Annotated in this window: 13 protein-coding genes; 10 read left to right on the top strand and 3 right to left on the bottom strand. The window is 41.6% G+C overall.

Features of this window, described 5'->3' with window-relative positions:
* Positions 1-20 precede the first annotated feature (20 nt).
* The 7 genes from M2273_RS16465 (at position 21) to M2273_RS16435 (ending at position 17621) form a co-directional block, all read left to right on the top strand.
* Positions 21-2780, top strand: a complete 2760-nt coding sequence (locus M2273_RS16465) for an ABC transporter permease (RefSeq protein ID WP_429398738.1) — start codon at positions 21-23, stop codon at positions 2778-2780.
* A 93-nt stretch (positions 2781-2873) separates the two neighbouring features.
* Entirely contained in the window at positions 2874-5303 is a 2430-nt protein-coding gene (locus M2273_RS16460) for an ABC transporter permease (protein ID WP_429398736.1), read from the top strand.
* An 88-nt stretch (positions 5304-5391) separates the two neighbouring features.
* A complete protein-coding gene (locus M2273_RS16455; protein WP_429398734.1) occupies positions 5392-7764 on the top strand; it encodes an ABC transporter permease in 2373 nt (790 codons plus the stop codon).
* A 75-nt stretch (positions 7765-7839) separates the two neighbouring features.
* Positions 7840-10215 carry an ABC transporter permease gene (locus tag M2273_RS16450; RefSeq protein WP_429398732.1) on the top strand — a complete coding sequence of 792 codons (2376 nt, stop codon included), beginning with the start codon at positions 7840-7842 and terminating at the stop codon, positions 10213-10215.
* A gap of 101 nt (positions 10216-10316) precedes the next feature.
* Entirely contained in the window at positions 10317-12683 is a 2367-nt protein-coding gene (locus M2273_RS16445) for an ABC transporter permease (RefSeq protein ID WP_429398730.1), read from the top strand.
* A gap of 102 nt (positions 12684-12785) precedes the next feature.
* Entirely contained in the window at positions 12786-15146 is a 2361-nt protein-coding gene (locus tag M2273_RS16440; protein WP_429398728.1) for an ABC transporter permease, read from the top strand.
* A gap of 75 nt (positions 15147-15221) precedes the next feature.
* Positions 15222-17621, top strand: a complete 2400-nt coding sequence (locus M2273_RS16435) for an ABC transporter permease (protein ID WP_429398726.1) — start codon at positions 15222-15224, stop codon at positions 17619-17621.
* 93 nt (positions 17622-17714) lie between these two features.
* Here M2273_RS16435 and M2273_RS16430 read toward each other — a convergent pair whose 3' ends face one another.
* Complete coding sequence (locus M2273_RS16430) at positions 17715-18125, bottom strand: BrxA/BrxB family bacilliredoxin (RefSeq protein ID WP_429398724.1); 411 nt, start codon at positions 18123-18125, stop codon at positions 17715-17717.
* Between the two features lie 221 nt (positions 18126-18346).
* Between M2273_RS16430 and M2273_RS16425 the strand changes: the two genes are divergently transcribed.
* From M2273_RS16425 to ahcY, 3 genes are all read left to right on the top strand, one after another.
* Positions 18347-19213, top strand: a complete 867-nt coding sequence (locus M2273_RS16425; RefSeq protein WP_429398722.1) for a peptidoglycan DD-metalloendopeptidase family protein — start codon at positions 18347-18349, stop codon at positions 19211-19213.
* A gap of 115 nt (positions 19214-19328) precedes the next feature.
* Complete coding sequence (locus M2273_RS16420; RefSeq protein WP_429398720.1) at positions 19329-19694, top strand: bactofilin family protein; 366 nt, start codon at positions 19329-19331, stop codon at positions 19692-19694.
* 124 nt (positions 19695-19818) lie between these two features.
* On the top strand, positions 19819-21135 hold the full coding sequence (gene ahcY, locus M2273_RS16415) for an adenosylhomocysteinase (protein ID WP_429398718.1): 1317 nt from the start codon (positions 19819-19821) through the stop codon (positions 21133-21135).
* Positions 21136-21222: 87 nt separating this feature from the next.
* On the opposite strand, the gene M2273_RS16410 is transcribed toward ahcY, so the two are convergent.
* A complete protein-coding gene (locus M2273_RS16410) occupies positions 21223-23565 on the bottom strand; it encodes a hypothetical protein (protein WP_429398716.1) in 2343 nt (780 codons plus the stop codon).
* Entirely contained in the window at positions 23562-24071 is a 510-nt protein-coding gene (locus M2273_RS16405; protein WP_429398714.1) for a hypothetical protein, read from the bottom strand. The genes M2273_RS16410 and M2273_RS16405 overlap by 4 nt, the downstream gene beginning before the upstream one ends.
* Positions 24072-24139 lie beyond the last annotated feature (68 nt).

Genomic DNA, 24139 nt, shown 5'->3' with positions numbered 1-24139 from the left:
GGCAAGCCTATTGATAAATTATGAACACAGAGGATCATGTTTGGAACCTGGCGACAAAAAAATTAGCTAACGAGGCTTCGGAGGAAGAGTTGAGCGAGCTAAATGCCCTGCTGCAGGAAAACCCTGCCTTAAATAATACCGTGAAGCTCATGTTTGATTGGTGGGATAACGATGAGAAGCAAAAGGTTGAAAATAACAGCCATTTCCTCTTTAAAAAGATACAGGAACATATAAAAACGGCAGAGGTCAGGAGCAATGCGCCAGAGCAACAGGATAAACCTCCTGTTAAACCCAATAAGGCAGATAAAAAAATTATACAGGGCTTTAACTTTTTGAATAAACCCACGATGATCAAAAATTATTTAAAAATAGCGCTAAGACAACTGCGCAAACAGAAAATGTACGCTGCCATTAAAATTGGAGGCTTTGCCCTTAGTATAGCAGCTTGTTTACTTATTGGGTTATACATTCGTAATGAACTGAAATTTGATAAGAGCTATCCGGATGGCAATCGCATATACAGAGTTGTTGGGGCATATCATGCTGATGGGTTTGACGGAAAAGGAGTTGATTGGCCTGCTGTAATGGGCCGCACGGTTAAAGCTGATTTCCCGGAAGTTGAGAAATTTGGCAGGCTCATGCCCAATTCATTGTTCTCGGGTGCAGGCAGCAATGAATTAAGGCGTGCCGAAAACGTGGAAAATACCCATGAAGAGGGCTTTGCATATGCCGATCAGTCGTTGCTTGACATATTGAAGCTACGCATGGTTTATGGCGACAGGGCACGCGCGCTTGCTGAGCCGCTTACCATGGTGATATCAAAAAGCAAAGCCGAAAAATATTTCCCTGGCCAAAACCCTGTTGGCAAAGTAATGTACCTTAATAATGATAAAACCAAGCCATACAAAATTGGCGGCGTAATGCAGGATTTATCGAAAACCACCCACCTCAATTATGATTTTTTATTAACACTTACAGGAGTTAAATTTTGGGATGAAGAGCAAACAACCTGGAACGCCAGTAACTACAGCGTTTATCTGTTGGTGAAGCCAGGAGTTAATGTTGCTGTACTTGGAAAAAAGATCAACGATGATATAATCAATAATTATTTTATCCCGAGTATGTTAAAAAACGGGGATAAAAACGCAGCAAAAATTGCAGACGTGCTAAAAATGTACCTGCAGAATGTTAAGGATATCAACCTGCACTCGTATGATATACATGATGGCATGCAGCATGGCGATATCCGGTTTATATGGTTGTTTGGCGCGGTAGCCATCTTTATTTTATTTATTGCCTGTATCAATTTCATTAACCTGTCAACAGCAAAATCTGCCAACCGGGCAAAAGAAGTGGGTTTGCGCAAGGTGGTAGGTTCACAGCGCAGCGGGCTGATCACCCAGTTCCTAACCGAATCGTTAATTTATAGTTTTTTCTCCTTTGTATTGGGGCTAATATTGGCTACTGTATTGCTTCCTTATTTCAATGTCCTGGCATCCAAAACACTTACCATGCCTTGGCTGCAGTGGTGGTTTATACCAGCTATACTCATATCAGCAGTTTTAATCGGCGTGATTGCTGGTATTTACCCGGCGTTTTATCTTTCGGGTTTTAAACCTGTAGAAGTACTGAAAGGTAAGCTAAGTATAGGCAGTAAAAGTTCGATGCTCCGTAATGGTCTGGTTGTTTTTCAGTTTACTACATCTATTATTCTGATCATCAGCACGGTTGTTATTTATAACCAGATGCAGTTTATCCTCAATAAAAAAGTAGGGTATGAAAAAGATCAGGTAGTGATGATACAGGGTACCAACACTTTAAATAATGAAGTAAAGAACTTTAAAAATGAACTGCTGAAATTATCCTCAGTGCAAAGTGTGTCCATAAGCGATTTTCTTCCGGTATCAGGCACCAAGCGAAATGGTAACGAATTTCATAATGCAGGTAAGGAAAAAATTGAGGCCGGTGTTGGTGGCCAGTTTTGGGATGTAGATGCCGATTACATTAAAACATTCGGGATGAAAATAGTGGCAGGCCGCAATTTCGACCCCGCGCTGAAAACCGATTCGGAAGCATATGTTATTAATCAAACTTTAGCAAAAAAGCTCAATCTCAAAAACCCGGTGGGTAAACGGATCACCAATTATGGTAAGCCAATGTTGATCATTGGCGTGGTGCAGGATTTTAATTTCGAGTCGTTGAGAGACGGGATAGACCCGTTGGCGATGCACCTGGGTAACAGTAACTCTATAGTATCGGTAAAAATAAAAACCGGTGATGTAAAGAATACGCTGGCGCAGATCAGCTCAACCTGGAAAAACTTTGCGTCCAACCAGCCTATCCGCTATACATTTATGGATGAACGTTTTGCCGGCATGTATGCCGATGTGCAACGCATGGGCCGCATATTCACCACATTTGCCGTATTAGCTATCATTATTGCATGTTTGGGTCTGTTTGCTTTAGCAGCGTTCATGGCCGAGCAACGGAGCAAGGAAATTGGTATCCGTAAGGTATTGGGTGCAAGCATCAGCAATATAACTACCCTATTATCTATGAATTTTATAAAGCTGGTATTTATAGCCATAGTTATAGCATCGCCAATTTCCTGGTGGGCCATGACCAAATGGCTGCAGGATTTTACTTACCGCATAGCCATAAGCTGGTGGATGTTTGCCCTGGCCGGAGCAGTTGCTGTAATAATAGCGCTGCTTACAGTTAGTTATCAAAGCATAAAAGCTGCGTTAATGAACCCGGTTAATAGTTTGAAGGCCGAATAAGAGCTAAAAGCCGAAGGCGTAAAGCTGAAAGCAATAAAATATATAAAAAGCTTTAGGCTTTGAGCCTTTTGCTTTAAGCTAAAATACACAACAATGATAAAAAGTTATTTAAAAACAGCCTGGCGGTTTTTGTTAAAGAACAAAACGTTTAGCCTCATCAACATTATTGGGTTGGCAACCGGTACCTTATGTTGCCTGTATATTTTACTGTATGTGCAGGATCAATATAGTTATGATAAGCATCATAAAGATGTGCAAAATATATACCGCGTTACAACTGATTTGGAGTTAAGCGGCGATAAGCATCACGGGGCAGCAAGCTCGCCACCCATTGCACCGGCCATGAAAAATGATTTTGCCGAAGTGCAGCAATTTACACGCGTTGTAACCACCGAAGGCTTTGGCGCTAAACAACACTTGTTGCGCTATAAGGAAAAATCATTTTATCAACAGGATGCAGCTTATGTCGACTCAACCTTTTTTGATATGTTCAGCTATCACTTTGTTGGCGGGAATGCATCAAAAGTAATGGCCGAACCTTATTCACTTGTACTTCTTAAACCTGTTGCCGACAAACTTTTTGGAAATGAAGACCCGGTAGGTAAAATGATATCTATTGATAATTCATTTGGCAAACATGATTTTAAAGTAACCGGGGTAATTGACGAAAGCCTGGGTAAAACACATATTCATGCCAGTATGTTTATGGCCATGAATAGCGGCGGATTAGGCCAATACGTTCGACAGAACAATACCTGGGGCGGCAATAACTTTCTGTACGCCTACGTAAAGCTCAGGCCCGATGCCAGCGCCGCAGCGCTTGAAAAAAAGCTGCCCGACTTTTTAAATAAGTATGGTGCGGCGCAAATGAAGGAGATAGGCATGAAAAAAGTGCTGCACCTGCAACAAATTACAACCATACATACAACGCCAGGATTTGAGCATGAATTGACCAAAACACTCGATCCTTCGTTTCTGTACATATTGATACTGATAGCGGTATTGATACAGGTAATTGCCTGCATCAATTTCATGAACCTATCCACCGCCCGCGCATCCCAACGTGCCAAGGAAGTAGGCGTGCGAAAAGTAATTGGCGCAGGCCAGGGCGACCTGATAAAACAATTTTTGGGTGAGTCGTTTTTGCTGGCCCTTATTGGAGTAGCCATAGCGCTGCCGCTGTTAATGGTACTGCTCCCTTATTTAAACCAGGTAACCCGTACAGATATACATTTATCGTTTTTTACAAATTACAAGCTTTGGCTTATGCTGCTGAGCCTGGTAGCGGTTACAGGCCTGGTTGCGGGTAGTTACCCTGCTTTTTACCTATCGGCCTTTAAGGCAGTAAAGGTGATAAAAGGCAATTTTACCAGTCATATTTCGGCAGCAGGCATTCGCAAATCATTGGTGGTGTTTCAGTTTGTTTTATCAATTGTACTGGTAACCGGTATCATTGTGATTTACAGTCAGCTTAACTATATTAAAAATAAGGACCTGGGTTTTGATAAAAGCCAAAAACTGATCTTTAATTTTTACACCAATACTACCCAGCGCAAAATGCCTGATTTTACCAACGACCTGAAACAACTGGCCGAGGTAAAAGCAGTTAGCAACTCCGATAATTATTTAGGCCAGTTTGTACCGCATGATCATGGTGTTTACCTGGCCGGCGGCAATATGGCAACCGCTATCGACGCGCAAAATATAAATACCGATGAAAACTTTGTAAAAGCAAATGGTATAAAAATGATCAGCGGTCGCGATTTCAGACAACGTGATTCCTCAAGGGTGTTAATTAACGAAACACTGGCCAAACGCTTAGGCTTAAACCCGCAAACCGCTCCCGGTACCCGGTTGTATACCAAATATGAGCCCAATCCCGTAACCTTTGTTGAGGTAGCCGGGGTAATGAAAGATTTTAATTATAACTCCCTGCATAGCGAGGTAAAGCCCTTTATGTTGGTTTATGATGGTCAGCAGAGTGATCTGAACACCATTGTTGTATCTGCCGATAGTAAAAATTTTAAAAACCTGCTGGCAAAAATGGAAACAATATGGCATAAAGACATTCCCGACGCGCCTTTTGAATATTCATTCCTGGATAGCGAAGTGCAAAAGCAGTATGACAACGAGATTACGCTGTCGCAGATCATTAACACATTTACGCTCATAGCCATTGTTATTTCATGCCTGGGCTTGTTTGGTTTGGCCGCCTTTAGCGCCGAACAGCGGAGCAAGGAAATTGGCATCCGTAAGGTATTGGGGGCAAGTGTATCGGGTATAGTGGGGTTATTATCAAAAGACTTTTTAAAACTGGTTATGGTAGCTATAGTAATTGCAACACCAATAGCCTGGTGGGGCATGAGCAAATGGTTACAAGCCTTTGTATACCGTATAAATATAAGCTGGTGGATGTTTGCCCTGGCCGGGTTGCTGGCCATTATTATTGCTTTGGCAACGGTAAGTTTCCAGGCCATTAAAGCCGCATTAATGAATCCTGTTAAAAGTTTGAAGACGGAGTAGTGAGGTGAAAGGATAAAGGTCAAAGGCGAAAGGCAGAAAGCCAAAGACCAATGAACTAATGAACAGTTGAACCAATGAACTAATTGTTATGTTAAAAAACTATTTGAAAATCGCCTGGCGCAACCTGATCAAAAACAAGGCGCACACTTTTATAAATATCGCAGGCCTCTCGGTTGGGCTGGCTTGCAGCCTGCTTATTTTATTATGGGTACAAAATGAGCTGAGCGTAGATGCTTATCATAAAAATGGCGACCGCCTGTATTCGGTTTATGAGCGGCAATATTATGATAATAAAGTTCATGGGCAGTATGGTACACCGGGTGTGCTTGCGGATGAGCTAAAAAAGCAGATCCCGGAAATTGAAGCAGCTTCAAATTTGATATACGGAGACGAGTATACTTTTCAGGTTGGCGATAAAATACTGAAAATGAATGGTGCCGATGCCGGCGACGATTATTTTAAAATGCTGAGCGTGCCGTTATTACAGGGCAACGCGCAAACCGCGTTAAATTCGCCTGTAAGTTTGGCTATCTCCCGCAAAGTGGCGGTGGCTTTTTTCGGCAGCCCGCAGGCCGCTATAGGTAAAACCATCCGTTACGAAAACAAAAAGGATTTTAAGGTAACGGGAGTGTTTGAAGATGTACCCAAAGCCTCATCACAAAAATACGATTTTGTAAGAAACTGGTATAGTTTCCTGGAAGAGAATGATTGGGCGAAAGACTGGGGCAATAATGGACCGGCCACCATGATCATGTTACGGGCCGATGCCAAACCCGCATTGGTTGAAAAAAAGATCACCCACTTTTTAGACAATTTAAATAAAGATCAAAAGAAAGGCACTTTTACCGAAGAACTGGGCATGCAGCGTTTAGACGAAGGTTACCTGCATGGCAATTTTGATAATGGTAAAATTGAAGGTGGCCGTATTGAATACGTACATCTGTTTACCATTGTGGCCATTTTTATTTTACTCATAGCCTGCATTAACTTTATGAACCTTACCACCGCGCGCTCGGTTAAACGTGCCCGCGAAATTGGGGTGCGTAAAGTAGTAGGCGCGGTACGGTCGGTTTTGATCAAACAATTTATCGGCGAATCATTACTCATCACCTCGCTGGCTGTAGCAGTTTCGCTGGTTTTACTGGTGCTTTTATTGCCGGTGTTTAACCAGATCACCCTAAAAGAGATTGATTTGCCCTTTAATCAGCCTTTATTCTGGGTAAAACTGGCAGCTTTAACTATCATAACCGGTTTAATATCGGGCAGTTATCCTGCTTTATTTTTATCGTCGTTTAACCCGGTTAAGGTGCTGAAAGGTACCATTAAGTTAGATTCGGGTACCACTATGTTTCGTAAAGGGCTGGTTATATTCCAGTTTACTTTATCGGTTATACTGATAACCGCTACTATTGTTGTATCCCGGCAAATGGCCTATGTACAATCAAAAAACCTGGGTTATGACCGTGAAAACCTGATATACGTACCCATGAACGGCGATCTGATATCTAAATACAGCACTTTTAAACAAGAGGCATTGCGTATGCCGGGTATACAATTGGTAAGCCGCATAAGCAGCGTGCCAACTAACATGTCAAACACTACAGGTAATGTACAGTGGGAAGGTAAAGATCCTAATATTAACATTGAGTTTACCCAGGCATCGGTAGGATACGATTTTGTAAAAACACTAAAGCTGCAAATGCTGGCCGGACGCGATTTTTCTAAGGATTACCCGACAGATTCTGTAGGTTATATCATTAATGAGGCCGCGCTTAAAAGGATTAAATATGCAGATCCTATTGGCAAACCACTAACTTTTTGGGGTAAGAAGGGTACAATTGTAGGGCTGGTTAAAGATTTTCATTTTAACTCCCTGCACGAGGAGATCCAGCCTTTGGTGGTGAGGTCAAGAGAGCAGGAAAGTTGGGGAACGGTAATGGTAAAAACCCAGCCAGGTAAAACCAAACAGGCGTTGGCCAGCCTGGAAACCTTGTGTAAACAAATTAACCCATCGTTCCCGTTCGCTTATAATTTCTCAGATCAGGAATATGAGAAGCTGTATCAAAACGAGCAGATAGTAACCAAACTTTCAGACGCGTTTGCTTTCCTGGCCATATTTATTTCATGCCTGGGCTTATTGGGTTTGGCCATGTTCACGGCCGAACAGCGTATTAAGGAAATAGGTATCCGTAAAGTATTAGGTGCGAGTGTAAGTTCACTGTTCGCGCTGCTGTCATCGGAGTTTTTGGTACTGGTGGTTATTGCGCTGTTTATTGCCCTGCCTGTATCCTGGTATGCTATGAACCACTGGCTGCAGCGGTTTGCCTACCGTACGCCCATACAATGGTGGATGTTTGCTTTGTCAGGAGCTACTATTATACTTATCGCTGTACTAACGGTAAGCTTCCAGGCAATAAAGGCGGCGCTGATAAACCCGATTAAAAGTTTGAGAAGCGAATAATGAGGTGAAAGGATAAAGGTCAAAGGCAAAAACACCAATGAACTAATGAACAATTGAACCAATGAACTAATTGTTATGATCAGGAATTATTTAAAAATCGCGTGGCGCAACCTTGTCAGGAATAAGGTGCATACCTTTATCAACATTGCCGGTCTTTCGGTTGGTTTGGTGTGTAGCCTGCTTATTTTGCTTTGGGTGCAAAATGAGCTGAGTGTTGATAGTTTTTATAAAAACAGCGATCGTTTATACTCCGTATATGAGCGACAGTACTTTGATCATAAAATTAACGGTTCGTATAATACTCCCGGCCCTACCGCCGATCAAATGAAAAAGGTAATGCCCGAGGTTGAACATGCCGTTAGTTTAGGGTTTGGTCAAAACAATACATTTCAGGTAGGTAACAAGATATTGAAGCAGAAGGGCTCATCGGCAAGTGCCGAGTATTTTAACATATTTAGTTTTAAGCTGCTGCAGGGCAATGCACAAACCGCGTTAAACTCACCGGTAAGTTTGGCCATATCGCGCAAAATGGCCGAAGACTTTTTTGGCAGCCCGCAGGCGGCCATAGGCAAAACCATCCGTTATGAAAACAGTAAAAACTTTAAGGTAACCGCTGTATTTGAAAACCTGCCCAAAAACTCCTCGCAAAAATTCGACTACCTGGTTAACTGGTATACTTTTTTACAGGAAAACAGCTGGGCCCTTGACTGGGGCAACCAGGGACCGTCGACCATTGTCATGCTAAAACAAGGCACCAATCCGGCCCAGTTCGAAAAAAAGATCATCCATTTTTTAGATACCTATAACAACACCAACCGTAAAACAGCAACCTTTATTATTGATCTGGGTATGCAGCCCATTAGGGAACAATACTTGCATGGCAGTTTTGATAATGGAAAAATTAGCGGCGGGCGCATTGAATATGTGCGCATTTTTAGCATTGTGGCCGTATTTATTTTGCTGATAGCCTGCATTAACTTTATGAACCTTACTACGGCACGCTCGGTTAAGCGGGCTAAAGAAATTGGCGTACGCAAGGTAGTTGGTGCTGTGCGGTCGACTTTGGTAAAGCAATTCATCAGTGAATCATTATTGATCACTTCGCTTTCGGTAATGATATCCCTGCTGCTTTTGGTTGTATTATTGCCGGTATTTAACCAGGTAACCCAAAAGCAAATTGAGCTGCCGTTTAATCAAGCCGGCTTTTGGATAAAGGTAGTTTGTATTACCCTGGTTACCGGTTTGGTATCGGGCAGCTATCCGGCTTTGTTCTTATCGTCGTTTAACCCGGTTAAAGTATTAAAGGGCACCCTGAAGTTAGATTCGGGCACTACCTTGTTCCGTAAGGGATTGGTTATATTCCAGTTTGTACTATCAATTATATTAATTACAGGTACTATAGTTGTTTCCCGGCAAATAAACTATATCCAATCCAAAAACCTGGGATTCGACCGCGAAAACCTGATCTATGTACCGCTGGAAGGAGATCTTGCCCACAAATACGATCTGTTTAAGGAGCAGGCTTTGACCCTGCCTGGCATACAATCGGTTACGCGCATGACCAATGCGCCAACAAACATCCAGAATAGCACCGGTGGTGTTGACTGGATTGGCAAGGACCAGACCGTAAATATCCAGTTCACACAAACCTCCGTAGGTTATGATTTTGTGAAAACTATGAAGCTAACGATGCTTCAGGGGCGCGATTTCTCTAAAAATTTCCCTACCGATACCGTTGGCCTTATACTGAACGAGGCGGCCTTAAAACGGATAGGATATAAAAACCCTATTGGACAGCCACTCACCTTCTGGGGGCGCAAAAGCAAAATAATTGGCGTGATAAAGGACTTTCACTTTAGCTCCATGCACGAAGAAATAATGCCTTTAATTATCAGATCAAGGGCAGATGAAATTTATGGCAACATCCTGATCAGGACACAGCCCGGCAAAACCCGTGCGGCGCTGGCCAGCATGGAAAAGCTGTGCAAGCAGATTAACCCAGCCTATCCGTTTACCTATACTTTTTCTGATGACGAATACCAGAAACTATATCAAAACGAGCAGATAGTGGGCAGACTGTCAAACGGGTTCGCGTTCCTGGCTATTTTCATTTCATGCCTGGGATTATTAGGCCTGGCCATGTTCACGGCCGAGCAGCGGTTTAAGGAAATAGGCATCCGCAAGGTATTGGGTGCAAGTGTAAGCTCGCTGTTTACTTTGTTATCATCTGAGTTTTTGGTGCTGGTGGTAATTGCCTTGCTCATAGCATCGCCAATAGCATGGTATGCTACCGGTAAATGGCTACAGGGTTTTGCTTATCGTACGCCGGTGCAATGGTGGGTATTTGCCCTTTCGGGTGGTGTAATTATCATGATAGCCCTGGCTACCGTAAGTTTCCAGGCGGCAAAAGCAGCATTAATTAACCCTATAAAAAGTTTAAGGAGCGAGTAGGTAAGCTGAAAGCACAAGGCTAAAAGCCGAAAGCAATAAACCAGATTATATAAAAAGCCTTAGGCTTTGTGCCTTTAGCTTTAAGCTTAAAACATATAACCATGATCAAGAACTATTTAAAAATCGCCTGGCGAAATTTCATTAGAAGTAAATCGCATTCATTTATAAATGTTTCGGGTCTTTCGGTTGGCCTGGCTTGCAGCCTGCTGATCATGCTTTGGGTGCAGGATGAACAAAGCGTAGATGGTTTTCATGCCAACGGCAAACAGTTGTATCAGGTTTATGAACGCCAGTCTTATGATGGTAAAATTGAGGCCAATTATCTTACGCAAGGTTTACTAGCCGAGGAATTAAAAAGAAGAATACCGGAAGTACAATATGCAAGCGGCCTGGAACAAGGACATCCGTTGACGTTTCAATCAGGCGATAAGATCGTTAAAATGGAAGGGACATTTGCCGGGGCCGACTTTTTCCGCATGTTTAGTTATCCACTATTGCAGGGTACTCCCGAATCAGCCTTGAATACGCCTGCTGGTATTGCCATCTCGCGGAAAATGGCTGAACTTTTTTTTGGGTCTGCAGAGAAAGCCATTGGGAAGAGCCTTCGTTATGAGAACAAGGACAATGTTCAGGTTACAGCGGTTTTTGAAAACCTGCCGGTCAATTCTTCCCAACAATTTGATTTTTTGAGAAGCTGGAAAGCATATGTAAAGGAAAACACCTGGGTAAATAACTGGACTAATGCCAGCCCTGCTACCTTTTTGCAATTACGTGCCGACGCTGATCCTGCTAAAGTAACTGCTAAGATCAAAAACTTTATCAACCTATATGAGTCGGCAACAAATAACAATCATACGGAACTATACTTGCAGCCATATGCCGAAAAATATCTTAACTCTACGTTTAAAAATGGCCAAATTGATGGAGGGCGTATAGCATATGTACATCTTTTTAGTCTTGTGGCTATCTTTATTTTGCTAATTGCCTGCGCCAATTTTATGAACCTGGCAACTGCACGTTCTATCAAACGATCTAAAGAAGTTGGCGTCCGGAAAGTTATTGGAGCGGCACGGTCAAGCTTAATAGGGCAGTTTTTGAGCGAGGCCGTGCTGCTCACATTTGTTTCTATGATACTCGCGGTTATCCTGGTGATTGCCCTGCTACCCGCATTTAATAATCTTACCGGCAAACACCTGTTTATACCTGCTGAGCAACCTGTTTTTTGGGTAACTATATTGGGCATGTTACTATTTACGGCCATTGTAGCAGGGAGTTATCCCGCGTTTTTCCTGTCTTCGTTAAACCCTGTCCGGGTTTTAAAAGGCAGTCTTACCTTTGGCCGGGGAGCAACTTTTTTCCGTAAAGGTTTGGTCGTTTTTCAATTTACACTCTCCATTATACTTATAGTAGGGATGATTGTGATTTATCGCCAAATGGAATACATGCAGACCAAAAACCTTGGTTATAACCGCGACAATCTTTTATATATTCCCATAGAGGGTGATTTGATTAAAAAATATGATCTATTCAAAGAAGAGGCGGGTAAAATACCAGGCATCCAGTCTGTTTCAAAAATGAAGGAGTCGCCTACTGTAATTGGTCATACTAAAGGCGATATCGAATGGGCAGGGAAAGACCCCAATCTGATTACCTCGTTTGCAGATGCTACAGTGGGGTATGATTTTGTGAAAACCATGAAGCTGAAATTAAAAGACGGGCGAGATTTCTCCAGGGATTTCGGTACCGATTCTGTAGGTTATATGATCAATGAAGCGGCTGTTAAGAAAATGGGGTATCAAAACCCTGTTGGCCAGCCATTATCAATGGGTAGCCGCCAGGGAAAGATTATTGGTGTGCTAAAAGATTTTCATTTTAATTCAATGCACGAGGCTATTGTACCTTTGGTTATCCGTCTGTCAGAAAATCAAGCCTGGGGAACGATATTAGTCCGTGTTGAAGCCGGTAAAACCAAACAGGCCATTGCCGCACTGGAAAAGATCTGCAAAGATCTGAACCCCAACTTTTCATTTACGTATCAGTTTTCTGATCAGGAGTATTCCAAATTATACAATAGTGAGCAAGTGGTCAGTCAACTTTCAGGTTACTTTGCATTTTTAGCAATTTTTATTTCTTGCATGGGTTTGCTGGGTTTGGTGATGTTTACCGCAGAACAACGTGTAAAGGAAATAGGTATTCGTAAAATATTAGGTGCCAGCATAGGCTCACTATTCGCTTTGTTATCATCAGAGTTTTTGGTGCTGGTAGTTATTGCCCTGGTTATAGCATCGCCTATAGCCTGGTATGCCATGGATAAATGGCTGCAGGGCTTTGCCTATCATACGCCGGTACAATGGTGGGTGTTTGCCTTTTCGGGAGGCTTGATCATATTGATAGCCCTGGCAACAGTAAGTTTCCAGGCAGCAAAATCAGCGCTGATAAACCCGGTAAAAAGTTTAAGGAGCGAGTAAGGGAGTTGCGGGTTATGAGTTTGGAGTGGTGAGTAAAATAAAAAAGTTCAGCATGACAGCCTCTTTAGAGTTTAGAAATTAGATTTTAAAATTTAAGAAACCATGATCAAGAACTATTTAAAAATCGCCTGGAGAAACCTGGTTAAGAACAAGGTGCACTCGGCTATTAATATTGTGGGTTTGTCAGTTGGTATGGCTATCGCTATGCTTATCGGTCTTTGGATCTGGGATGAGCTGTCGTTTGATAAGTACCATCGTAATTATAGCCATATAGGTCAACTGATGGTGACCCAAACAGCCAATGGCGAAACCGGTACATTTGAATCAACGGTTGTGCCATTGAGCGCAGAGCTGCGTACCAAATATGCTGCAGACTTTAAGCTTACTGCGCTTATTTGGGAAGGGGCACATATACTGGCTGTAGGCGATAAAAAGATATCGCAAAATGGTATGTGGGCCGAACCTGATATGCCCGCGATTCTTTCACTAAACATGGTAAAGGGCAGCTATGCCAATTTTAAAGATCCATCATCATTTATACTATCACAATCGGTAGCAAAAGCCCTGTTCGGTAACGCCGATCCTATAAATAAAGTAGTACGTATTGATAATAAAACCAATATGAAAGTGGCCGGTGTATATGAGGACCTGCCACATAATACCACCTTTTATGCTGCAAAATTTATGTTGCCGTTCAATAACCCGGCAAACTGGTGGAACACCCAAACAGCAGCCTGGGATAATCATGGTTGCCATTTATTTGCACTGATGAATGATCAAGCTGATTTTGATAAAGTATCAGCCAAAATAAGGAATATCACCAAACCTCATTTTAAAATGAACGATGAGGTAATGCAGGTACACCCCATGAGTAAGTGGCATTTGTACAGCGATTTTCAGAATAGTGTATCTATTGGGGGACGCATTCAGTTTGTGTGGTTATTTGGCATTATTGGTTTATTTATACTGTTGCTGGCTTGTATCAATTTCATGAACCTAAGCACCGCGAAAAGCGAGAAAAGAGCTAAAGAGGTAGGTATACGTAAAGCTATAGGTTCGGTTAGAGGGCAACTGATCGGTCAGTTTCTGAGCGAGTCATTGCTGGTGGTGTTTTTAGCATTGATATTAACCATCATCCTTACAGTTTTAGCTATTCCTTATTTTAATCGCATTGCCGATAAAGATGTAACCGTGCCCTGGGCTAACCCATCATTTTGGTTGATCACCTTAAGTTTTTCAATTTTCACCGGATTGGTATCGGGCAGTTATCCGGCTTTTTATTTATCCGGATTTAACCCGGTAAAAGTTTTAAAAGGCACATTCAGGGTGGGGCGTTTTGCTTCGGTTCCGCGCAAAGTATTGGTCGTGGTACAGTTCACAGTGTCCATCGTTTTAATTATAGGTACCGTAGTTGTTTTAAGGCAGATCCAGTTTGCAAAAAACCGGCCTGTTGGCTACACCCGGGCGGGATTGATCAGCATAGAAATGAATACCCCCGAAATTTACGGGCATTATGAGGTGATGCGCAACGATCTGTTACAAACCGGCGCGGTTGAAGACATGGCAGAGTCAAACAGTACAACAACGCAAATATGGTCACGCAATGGTGGTTTTACCTGGGAGGGAAAAGCTCCGGGTTATGACCCTACATTCGGCACCATAGGTGTAACGTATGATTATGGTCACACCGTGGGATGGAAAATATTACAGGGTCGCGATTTTTCACGTAATTTCCCTACCGATACAGGTGCCATCATCCTTAATGAATCGGCACTTAAAATGAGTGGCATTAAAAATCCTGTAGGCAAAATCATGCACTGGAACGGCGGCAACCACGTAATCGTGGGTATAAGCAAGGATATGGTGATGGAATCGCCCTATGAAAAAACCGTAGGTACTGTGTTTTTCATGAGCCCCGGTTGGGTTAACTGGATGACCGTGCGCATAAAACCAACTATGCCTATACGTGATGCTTTGAGCAAAATTGAGCCTGTTTTTAAAAAATATAATCCGGGAAGCCCGTTTGAATATAAATTCAATGATGATGATTATGCCCAAAAGTTCTCGGATGAAGAACGGATCGGTAACCTGGCTTCCATATTTGCTGCGCTTGCCATTTTTATTTCGTGCCTCGGCCTGTTTGGGCTGGCATCGTTTGTGGCCGAGCAGCGCACAAAAGAGATTGGGGTACGCAAGGTGCTGGGCGCATCAGTAGCTAACCTGTGGCGCTTATTATCAACAGAATTTGTAATGCTGGTCTTTATATCCTTGCTTATAGCAGTTCCGCTGGCGTATTATTTTATGCAGCGCTGGCTAATGACCTACCAGTATAAAGCAGCAATTTCCTGGTGGATATTTGCTTTGGCGGGTATAGGGGCCATAACTATTACCTTAATAACGGTAAGCTTTCAGGCTATAAAAGCAGCACTGGCTAATCCGGTAAAAAGTTTACGGAGTGAATAATGAGGTGAAAGGGTAAAGGCGAAAGGCAAAAATACCAATGAACTAATGACCAATTGAACCAATGAACAAATTGTTATGATCAGAAACTATTTAAAAATCGCGTGGCGGAACCTTGTTAAAAATAAGGTGCACAGTTTTATCAATGTAGCAGGCTTGTCGGTTGGTATGGCGGTAGCTATGCTTATCGGGCTCTGGATCTGGGACGAGCTATCGTTCAACAGGTATTTTAAAAACTATGACCGTATTGTGCAGGTATGGCAACACCAAACATTTAATGGTGAAGTAGGCAGTCAAACCGCCATGCCTATTCCGCTGGGGTTAAAGCTCCGGGAATCATATATGAACGATTTTAAATATGTGGTGCTTTCTACATGGACAATGGAACACATTATTACCAATGGCGACAAAAAGTTCACCAAACTGGGTAACTATGTGCAGCCGGAAATGCCCGATATGCTTACGCTGAAAATGATTAAAGGAACGCGTGCCGGGCTAAAGGATCTTTCATCTATCATGCTTTCCGAGTCGCTGGCAAAAACGCTTTTCGGCAATGCCGACCCTATCAACAAAACACTGAAAATTGATAACCAATGGGTGGTTAAGGTAACAGGTGTTTATGAGGATATGCCTAACAATACCGAATTTAAAGAAGTTACTTTTTTTGCACCCTGGGACCTGTACATGACCACCATGCCATGGCTTAAACGGGCTGCCACCCGCTGGGGTAACAATTCATGGCAAATATTTGCGCAGCTGGCTCCCAATGCCGATGTTGATAAGGTATCGGCTAAGATCAAAGATATAAAGCTCAAAAATATAGCTGCGCAGGGCGACAAATTAGGGGCCGATTTTAAGCCGGCCGTGTTTTTACATCCCATGAACAAATGGCATTTATATTCCGAATTTAAAAACGGTGTAAATACCGGCGGGGCTATACAGTTTGTTTGGATGTTTGGTATTATAGGTGTGTTTGTGTTATTGCTGGCCTGTATCAATTTCATGAACCTGAGCACTGCAAGATCCGAGAAACGGGCTAAAGAAGTAGGTATCCGTAAAGCCATAGGTTCGCAGCGGATACAACTTATCGGGCAGTTTTTTATGGAATCGCTGCTGATAGTTGCCTTTGCTTTTGTTTTTTCAATAATACTGGTAATGCTCACCCTGCCCTGGTTTAATGGTGTTGCCGATAAAAAGATGACTGTTTTATGGAACAATCCGTGGTTCTGGATATTGGGCCTGGTTTTCAGCCTCATATCCGGGCTCATAGCGGGTAGTTACCCGGCACTTTACCTGTCATCTTTTAAGCCCATAAAAGTTTTAAAAGGAACATTTAAAGTAGGGCGGTTGGCTGCTATACCGCGTAAGGTACTGGTGATTTTACAGTTTAGCGTTTCGGTAACGCTTATTATAGGAACAATCATTGTTTTTAGGCAGATACAATTTGCCAAGAACAGGCCTATAGGCTATAGCCGCGAAGGATTGGTGTATCTGGTACAGAAAACAAGCGATATACATAATCACTACGTCGCTTTTAAAGATGAACTGATAAAGTCAGGAGCTGTTGTGGAAACCGCTGAATCGGGTAGTCCGGTAACCGGTGTGTGGAGCAATAACAGCGGTTTCGACTGGAGAGGAAAGCCCGCTGGCATGCTGGATGATTTTGCAACCGTAGGTATAAGCCCCGATTTTGGCAAAACCGTTGGGTGGAAGTTTAAGGACGGACGCGATTTTTCGAGCGCATTCAAAACCGATTCAAATGCCCTGGTGATCAATGAAGCGGCTGCAAAGTTCATGGGTTTTAAAAACCCGGTAGGCGAGGTTATAACAACCGACGGCAAGCAGCCACACCACATAATTGGGGTTATTAAAGATATGCTCATGTCTTCGCCTTATGAACCAGTTAAGCAAACTTTCTTTTTTCTGGATAAAGACCCGCAGGGTGTTGTAAACATAAAGATCAATCCGCGGATGAGTACCCACGAGGCGTTGGAAAAAATTGCCGTCATACACCAGAAATATTCGCCGGCCTCGCCATTTGATTATAAATTCGCCGACGAAGAATATGCCAAAAAATTTGATGGGGAAACACGTATAGGTAAGCTGGCGAGCTTTTTTGCCATGCTGGCCGTATTTATTAGCTGTTTGGGTTTATTTGGTATGGCAGCCTTTATGGCCGAGCAAAGGGTTAAGGAAATAGGTGTGCGCAAAGTTTTGGGCGCATCGGTATTTAACCTGTGGCGCCTGTTATCAACAGACTTTGTTGTATTGGTTATCATCTCCTTTGTTATAGCATCGCCAGTGTCATACTATTTTATGCATGGCTGGCTGCAGGGTTACACTTACCGGTCAGAAATATCCTGGTGGATATTTGGTGTGTCAGCAGCGGGCGCCATCGTAATAACATTGGTTACAGTAAGTTTCCAGGCCATTAAAGCAGCGCTGGCCAACCCGGTAAAGAGTTTAAGAAGCGAATAGATAAGCTAAAGGCTTAAAGCAAAAACAAATTCATAAAAAAAGCTGAAAGGAATCCAATATTCTTTCAGCTTTTGCTTTTAGCCTTCGGCTTGCTTAGCAATATTGTTCAAATGCGCCAATTAGATTATCGGCTATCATTTGGGCAGGGCGACCTTCAATTTGATGGCGCTCTATCATGTGTACCAATTTACCATCTTTAAATAATGCCATTGCCGGTGATGATGGAGGGTAAGGCAGCATATAATTACGTGCTGTATCAACCGCTTCTTTTTCCATGCCTGCAAAAACAGTTACCAATTTAGTAGGGTGTTTTTCGTTTGCTGCAGCAATTCTTGCTGCAGGGCGTGCATTAGCCGCAGCGCATCCGCAAACCGAATTTACCATTACAAATACAGTGCCTTCGCTTTCAATGGCTTGCTTTACAGCTTCGGCATCTTTCAATTCCTCAAAGCCAACTCTTGTCAAATCTTCCCGCATCGGGGCAACTAAATATTCTGGATACATGATTTTTTTCTTTACACTAAAATTTACCTGATACAAAAATAAGAAATGATTAACAGTTTGTACCTAAAAAACACAATAATAACACTTTGCTGACGATGTGTTATCAAAGGTGCTAAATAAGCTCAACCGTTAATTATTTATTCCAAATGGTTTTATTTAGAACCGGTATTGCTTTATAAATAGTAATAAGTATATTGCATTCCCTAATTACAATGAATTTGATGAACAACAAGCCCTCTGATATTAGCACGGTTGTTATTATTAACAAAAACCATCAGCCCACCAAGTCATTACAAATAAAAACAAAACATATTAACAGATTAAGGCACTATGCATTTAGTACCTTGTGTGTTTTATTTGCGTTAATTGGTTTTATTATTTATTTAAGATCACAAAACTCAAAACAGGAGCAGGAAAAACAGCAATTGTTGGCACAAATAGTGAAATTGAAGGGTGAGATTCCGGTGGTTTCGCCAACGGTAAACAAAGAAGGGAGCGCCCAATCTTATATACAGGCTATTGAGGGTAAGTTAAAAACCATTAACGGTTACTTAAAAAGGCGCGGCTTAAAGGGCTTTTCAACTAAAAATATTGGTGGCGATAACAATGCCGAAGGTGCTAAACTATCTGACAAGGAAGTTTACTCCCTTTATAACGATTACTTAAATCATTTAATGGGCGCTATTGCGTTTACCCCAATGGGTTACCCCAGGGTCAGTTCTTTTACCTCATTCTTCGGCTATCGTAATGATCCGTTTGATGATGGGCGTGCCGAGTTTCATCCGGGTATTGATTTTAAGGGTAAAAGGGGCGATGAAGTAAAATGTACCGCAAGTGGTAAGGTTGTTTTTGCCGGCTGGGCCGGTGGTTATGGCAATTGTATACGTATAGCTCATATTAATAATTTCGAAACCGTGTATGGCCACCTTTCGCGCATCAAGGTAAAAGTTGGCCAGGAAGTAAACGTTGGCGATGAAATAGGTTTGGTAGGCTCAACCGGACACTCAACCGGGGCGCATCTACATTATGAAGTGCGTAAAAACGGCAGACCTATAAATCCGGTTAATTTTTTAACGCTTAATAAGTAAGTGCTGTTTGTGAGTGATGATTAAATGTATCGTCTTTCTTACAAACATTTTAGCCTCAAATTACGTAAAAGGGCTCAAATAACTCAAACCCCATACTTATAACCCTGAATTCGAAATGGCTATTTTTGGTAAAAAAGATAAAGTTGCGCTTGATCTGCAGGCTATATCAACACTGATAAGCGATGGTAGTATTTTAGATGGTAACCTTAAAGCCCCGGCTTTTGCACGTATAGACGGGCAGGTGAACGGTGAAGTAGCTATTGACGAGGGCTTGATACTGGGCGAAAAAGGCCTGGTAAAAGGGAATATTAACACGAAGGAAATTGTTGTGTATGGAACCGTTACCGGTGATATAGAAACCAACTCACTGGAGATAAAGGCAACCGGCAAAATAACCGGTAATATTAGAACGCAAAACCTGGTAGTTGAAAATGGCGGCGTTTATAACGGAAACCTTAATATGCTGCAGGCCGAGAAATAGCCCTTTTAGGTTATTCGCCATTATAAAATACCTAATATATATCCTGTTATCCTCCCCCAGGAAGGTAGTATTTCATTTTGATATTTTTATAAGTTAACTTTGCAATTCAAAAAATTGAAATGTTATGTCATCAGTAGAAACTGCATTTGTTAAATACAAAGTAAAAGACCTTTCCCTGGCCGAATGGGGCCGCAAGGAGATTGAACTGGCCGAAGCTGAAATGCCGGGCTTAATGGCTTTACGCAAAGAGTATGGTCCAACGCAGCCTTTAAAGGGCGCGCGTATTGCGGGCTGTTTGCACATGACCATTCAAACCGCTGTTTTAATTGAAACCTTAATTGAGCTTGGCGCCGAAGTTACCTGGTCGTCATGTAATATATTTTCAACCCAGGATCATGCTGCTGCAGCTATTGCTGCTGCTGGTACTTCTGTTTATGCCTGGAAAGGTATGAACGCCGAAGAATTTGACTGGTGCATTGAGCAAACCCTTTATTTTGGCGAAGACCGCAAACCATTGAACATGATATTGGATGATGGTGGCGATTTAACCAACATGGTACTGGATAAATATCCTGAACTGATTGCCGACATTAAAGGTTTATCAGAAGAAACTACTACCGGTGTTCACCGTTTATATGAGCGTATGAAAGCCGGTACTTTACCAATGCCTGCTATCAACGTTAATGATTCGGTTACCAAATCAAAATTTGATAATAAATATGGCTGCCGTGAATCACTGGTTGACGCTATCCGTCGTGCTACCGATGTAATGATGGCTGGTAAAGTGGCTGTTGTTTGCGGTTATGGCGACGTAGGTAAAGGTTCGGCCGATAGCTTACGTAACTCAGGTGTACGTGTTATTGTTACCGAAATTGACCCTATCTGCGCATTACAGGCAGCAATGGAAGGCTTTGAAGTTAAAAAATTAGGTACTGCTATTAAAGAAGCTGATATTGTGGTAACTGCTACCGGTAACAAGAACATTGTTCGCGAAGAGCATTTCCGCGCTTTAAAAGACAAAGCCATTGTATGTAACATTGGTCACTTTGATAACGAAATTGACATGGCCTGGTTAAACGGCTCTTATGGCAATACCAAAATTGAAATTAAACCACAGGTTGATAAATACACCATTGATGGCAGTGATGTTATTGTACTGGCCGAAGGTCGTTTGGTTAACTTAGGTTGTGCAACCGGTCACCCAAGCTTTGTAATGAGTAACTCGTTCACCAACCAAACTTTAGCCCAGCTGGAACTTTGGACAAACGGCGCCGCTTACAAAAACGAAGTTTATACCCTGCCAAAACATCTGGACGAAAAAGTTGCCCGTTTACACCTTGCCAAAATTGGTGTTGAACTGGAAGTACTTGATCAGGATCAGGCGGAATACATAGGTGTGACTGTTGAAGGTCCGTTTAAACCGGAGTATTACAGGTACTAAGAAGTTGTGAGTGCTGAGTCTTGAGTTTTAAGACTTATTAAATTTAAAAAGGCATGGTTTTATGACCATGCCTTTTTTGTTATGATATTATTTTGATGCCCCGGAGTTTGCAAATATATTAACGGAGTAACCTAACTGTATCTGAGTAAAGTTATTTTGGAATGTGTGACCATCAAACAGCCAGCGAAAACGGAAAAACATCTTCGAATCTTCATTAGTTTTTATAAAAGCGTCAAAATTAAATTGCGTTAAGCCGTGGTTCTTTTCAAATTGATATTCGTTATTGAATGCTTTTTGCATAATAAAGGTGGCGCCAACATTTGCACCCCATCTGCTGTCGGGCTTAAATGCCAACTGGCTCCCGAAAGAAATGTAACCGTTATTAACTGCAACCGAATTATTAGTGGCAGTATCTTGTATGTTTTGCACCCTTGTGCGGTACCAAAATGTGCCTACGTCTAAAACATTCCAGGTTAGTTTGCTTTGTGGATATGCTATTTTTAAAATACTTGTAGTTAAACCAAATGAAGCCAGTTGATATTGAAATTGTTTAAGCGGGTTGATGCTCTTTGTTGATGAATATGCACTGTCAAGGTTAAGGAATTTATTGTTTCCGTCGAGTTTTGAGAATAATAATTTGGGTTCGATGGAGGGGATCCATGCATAATATCCGAATTTGTAATTTCTGTTTGCCACTTTTATCACCTCATAAGGCACATTCTGGGCCTCGATTATCAGGTGTTGGGGATTACGGATAACATATACGGCTGCGCTGACTGAATCTGGAAAAGCAACCGTTTTATTTGTTTTTACAAACCACACAACATTATTGTTTTTCAATTGACTGCTGGGGTTGTCTTTTACATATTTAATTGCAATGGTAGAATCTGTAAAAAGGATATCATTGGGCTTTTTATTGATTTTTATAACCCAGCCCGGCTTGATCTTGCTTAACTTACTTTTAGGATTTTCTTTCTGATATTTGGTCGCAGCTATAGAATCGGTAAAATAAGTGGGTTTGAGAGGTTTTTGTTTGATTTCAACAGCCCACTGCCCTCGCTTAATTAGCTGATTGTCGGGATGTTCTTTCACATATTTAATCGCACGTAAAGAGTCAGTAAAAGAGATGACGTTATTAAAATTTTTATTGGTTTTTATAAGCCATACCCCTTTTTTGATTAGCTGATTGCCGGAATATTTTTTTACATACTTATCGGCACCTGTTGAGTCTGAGAATGGGATTGATATGTTATATTTTTGATCGGTAACTATCCATTTCCCGCTTACTTTAGTTATTTGGTTGCCAGATGTATCCTGAACATATTTGTCGGCACTCGCCGAGTCTGGAAAAGCTATCCGTTGATTGGTTTTTAGAATCCATTTATCGTTTTCTTTTTTTACCTGATCGCCAGGATGTTCTCTAACATGTTTGTAGGCACCAAGAAAGTCTGAAAATGAAATCGTATCCTTAAATTTTTGCCTGCTTTTTACAACCCAAACGTTATTGATTTTTTTTTTAGAGTTGCCGGGGTGTTCTTTAACATATTTATTAGCTGTCAGTGAATCGGGAAACGAAATTGTATTTTTATAGGTTTCTGCAAGCCACGCTTTTTTTAAAAGAACCTGGTATGTTGAATAATCGCTTTTTTTGCTTTGAATTGTATCAATTCTTCTAAAGCTATATTTTCCGAGATCATAGTTTGATATTTGTTCGTCTAAGTCGCGCTTTTTTTGGCCGCCCCAAAACGAAGACACGGCAAGATAGTTGGTATTTATATTAATTTTACGCTTTGCTTCAATTTGTAAAAGTCCGTTTGGTTGTTCCTGGTCAAGACCCACAAAGTCAGAAAATGCGGCAACTGACAATATCTGGGATCTTTTCTCTTTCTTTAATTCAACAACCGAGGACTGAGGGGTAAGTTTGAATGTTTTATTTGCCGGGCTATAGTCTTCTTTGTCGTTTTCTAAAGTTATGTCGAGCTCTAATATATCAGAAAATAGAATATACCTGTTCAAGCCTTCAATACCGTTACAATTAAAGCTATAAAGCCTTATTTTTGAAAGTCGTTCAGCATCGTGTTTACCTGATATACTGATGGGGTATGTGTTTTTAAATTCTAAAGATCCCCTTGAATTTTTAGCTTCCAACAAAACGATAATGTTTTTTATGGTACCGTCTTCAGTTTCAATGTCTACGCTTTTAATATTATGTTTTATTACAGGATAACTTAAACTGGCATTGTAGAAGCTTGACGAATTTGAGATGAGGATACTATTAACTCTGTCTTTTTTCAGTATCATATGCGCGGTTACCGGTTCATCGTCTAAAAACTCAAGTTTCGACTGGATAATAAAAAACAACTCCAGGCTTTTTTTATTCAATAAGTTTTTAGATTCATTGTCCTCATTAATGCCATATTTTGTTATCATTTGATGCTGAAATACCACTCCGAATGCTTCTTTCGAGAACTCGTCAAATATTTCGTTGCTGGTAGATTTTTCAGCAGTTTGGTTGTGGTAGTGCCAATGGATGAGGGTGCAGCGTCTGGTGTATTAGAAGTTGTATCAGGAAGCGGAGAATTATTTTCAGCGTTGGCAATAGTATCAGCGCTTGGAGTGGGATCTGTTTCAGTGCTTGAAGAGGCACCTGTAGAGGCAGTGTTACTATCAGTTAAACTATTGATTACAAATGAATAATTATTACTCGCAAGCTTATTAAATTCATAATTGTAGGCCTTGCTTTGGTAAACAAATGTCCCGGCCACTTTTTTCGCCTTTTCCTGTGCAAATGTGCTACTGGTTAAGCCTGATAATATTATTATAGGGATGGCGTAAAAAAAGCATCTTGGAAGAAATGAACACGGAAAATTTTCTTTAAAAAAAAAGTTACGGCATAGCCTTGCTATGCGGGTAACAAAGAGGTTGGTTTTTAACATCAGTAATAAGGTTGATATAAATATAACAAAAATATTTCAATCCCCTGAGGGCTATGCAATCCAATAGC

The sequence above is a fragment of the Mucilaginibacter lappiensis genome (assembly GCF_050433765.1).
Classification (GTDB): Bacteria; Bacteroidota; Bacteroidia; order Sphingobacteriales; family Sphingobacteriaceae; genus Mucilaginibacter; species Mucilaginibacter lappiensis_A.
The sequence above is the reverse complement of the archived record's forward strand: the minus strand, read 5'-3'. Positions and strand labels throughout refer to the sequence as shown.

Coding starts and splice junctions, on each gene's coding strand:
- M2273_RS16465 (WP_429398738.1), top strand. CDS start 21: ATGAACACAGAGGATCATGTTTGGAACCTGGCGACAAAAAAATTAGCT.
- M2273_RS16460 (WP_429398736.1), top strand. CDS start 2,874: ATGATAAAAAGTTATTTAAAAACAGCCTGGCGGTTTTTGTTAAAGAAC.
- M2273_RS16455 (WP_429398734.1), top strand. CDS start 5,392: ATGTTAAAAAACTATTTGAAAATCGCCTGGCGCAACCTGATCAAAAAC.
- M2273_RS16450 (WP_429398732.1), top strand. CDS start 7,840: ATGATCAGGAATTATTTAAAAATCGCGTGGCGCAACCTTGTCAGGAAT.
- M2273_RS16445 (WP_429398730.1), top strand. CDS start 10,317: ATGATCAAGAACTATTTAAAAATCGCCTGGCGAAATTTCATTAGAAGT.
- M2273_RS16440 (WP_429398728.1), top strand. CDS start 12,786: ATGATCAAGAACTATTTAAAAATCGCCTGGAGAAACCTGGTTAAGAAC.
- M2273_RS16435 (WP_429398726.1), top strand. CDS start 15,222: ATGATCAGAAACTATTTAAAAATCGCGTGGCGGAACCTTGTTAAAAAT.
- M2273_RS16430 (WP_429398724.1), bottom strand. CDS start 18,125: ATGTATCCAGAATATTTAGTTGCCCCGATGCGGGAAGATTTGACAAGA.
- M2273_RS16425 (WP_429398722.1), top strand. CDS start 18,347: ATGAACAACAAGCCCTCTGATATTAGCACGGTTGTTATTATTAACAAA.
- M2273_RS16420 (WP_429398720.1), top strand. CDS start 19,329: ATGGCTATTTTTGGTAAAAAAGATAAAGTTGCGCTTGATCTGCAGGCT.
- ahcY (WP_429398718.1), top strand. CDS start 19,819: ATGTCATCAGTAGAAACTGCATTTGTTAAATACAAAGTAAAAGACCTT.
- M2273_RS16410 (WP_429398716.1), bottom strand. CDS start 23,565: ATGATAACAAAATATGGCATTAATGAGGACAATGAATCTAAAAACTTA.
- M2273_RS16405 (WP_429398714.1), bottom strand. CDS start 24,071: ATGTTAAAAACCAACCTCTTTGTTACCCGCATAGCAAGGCTATGCCGT.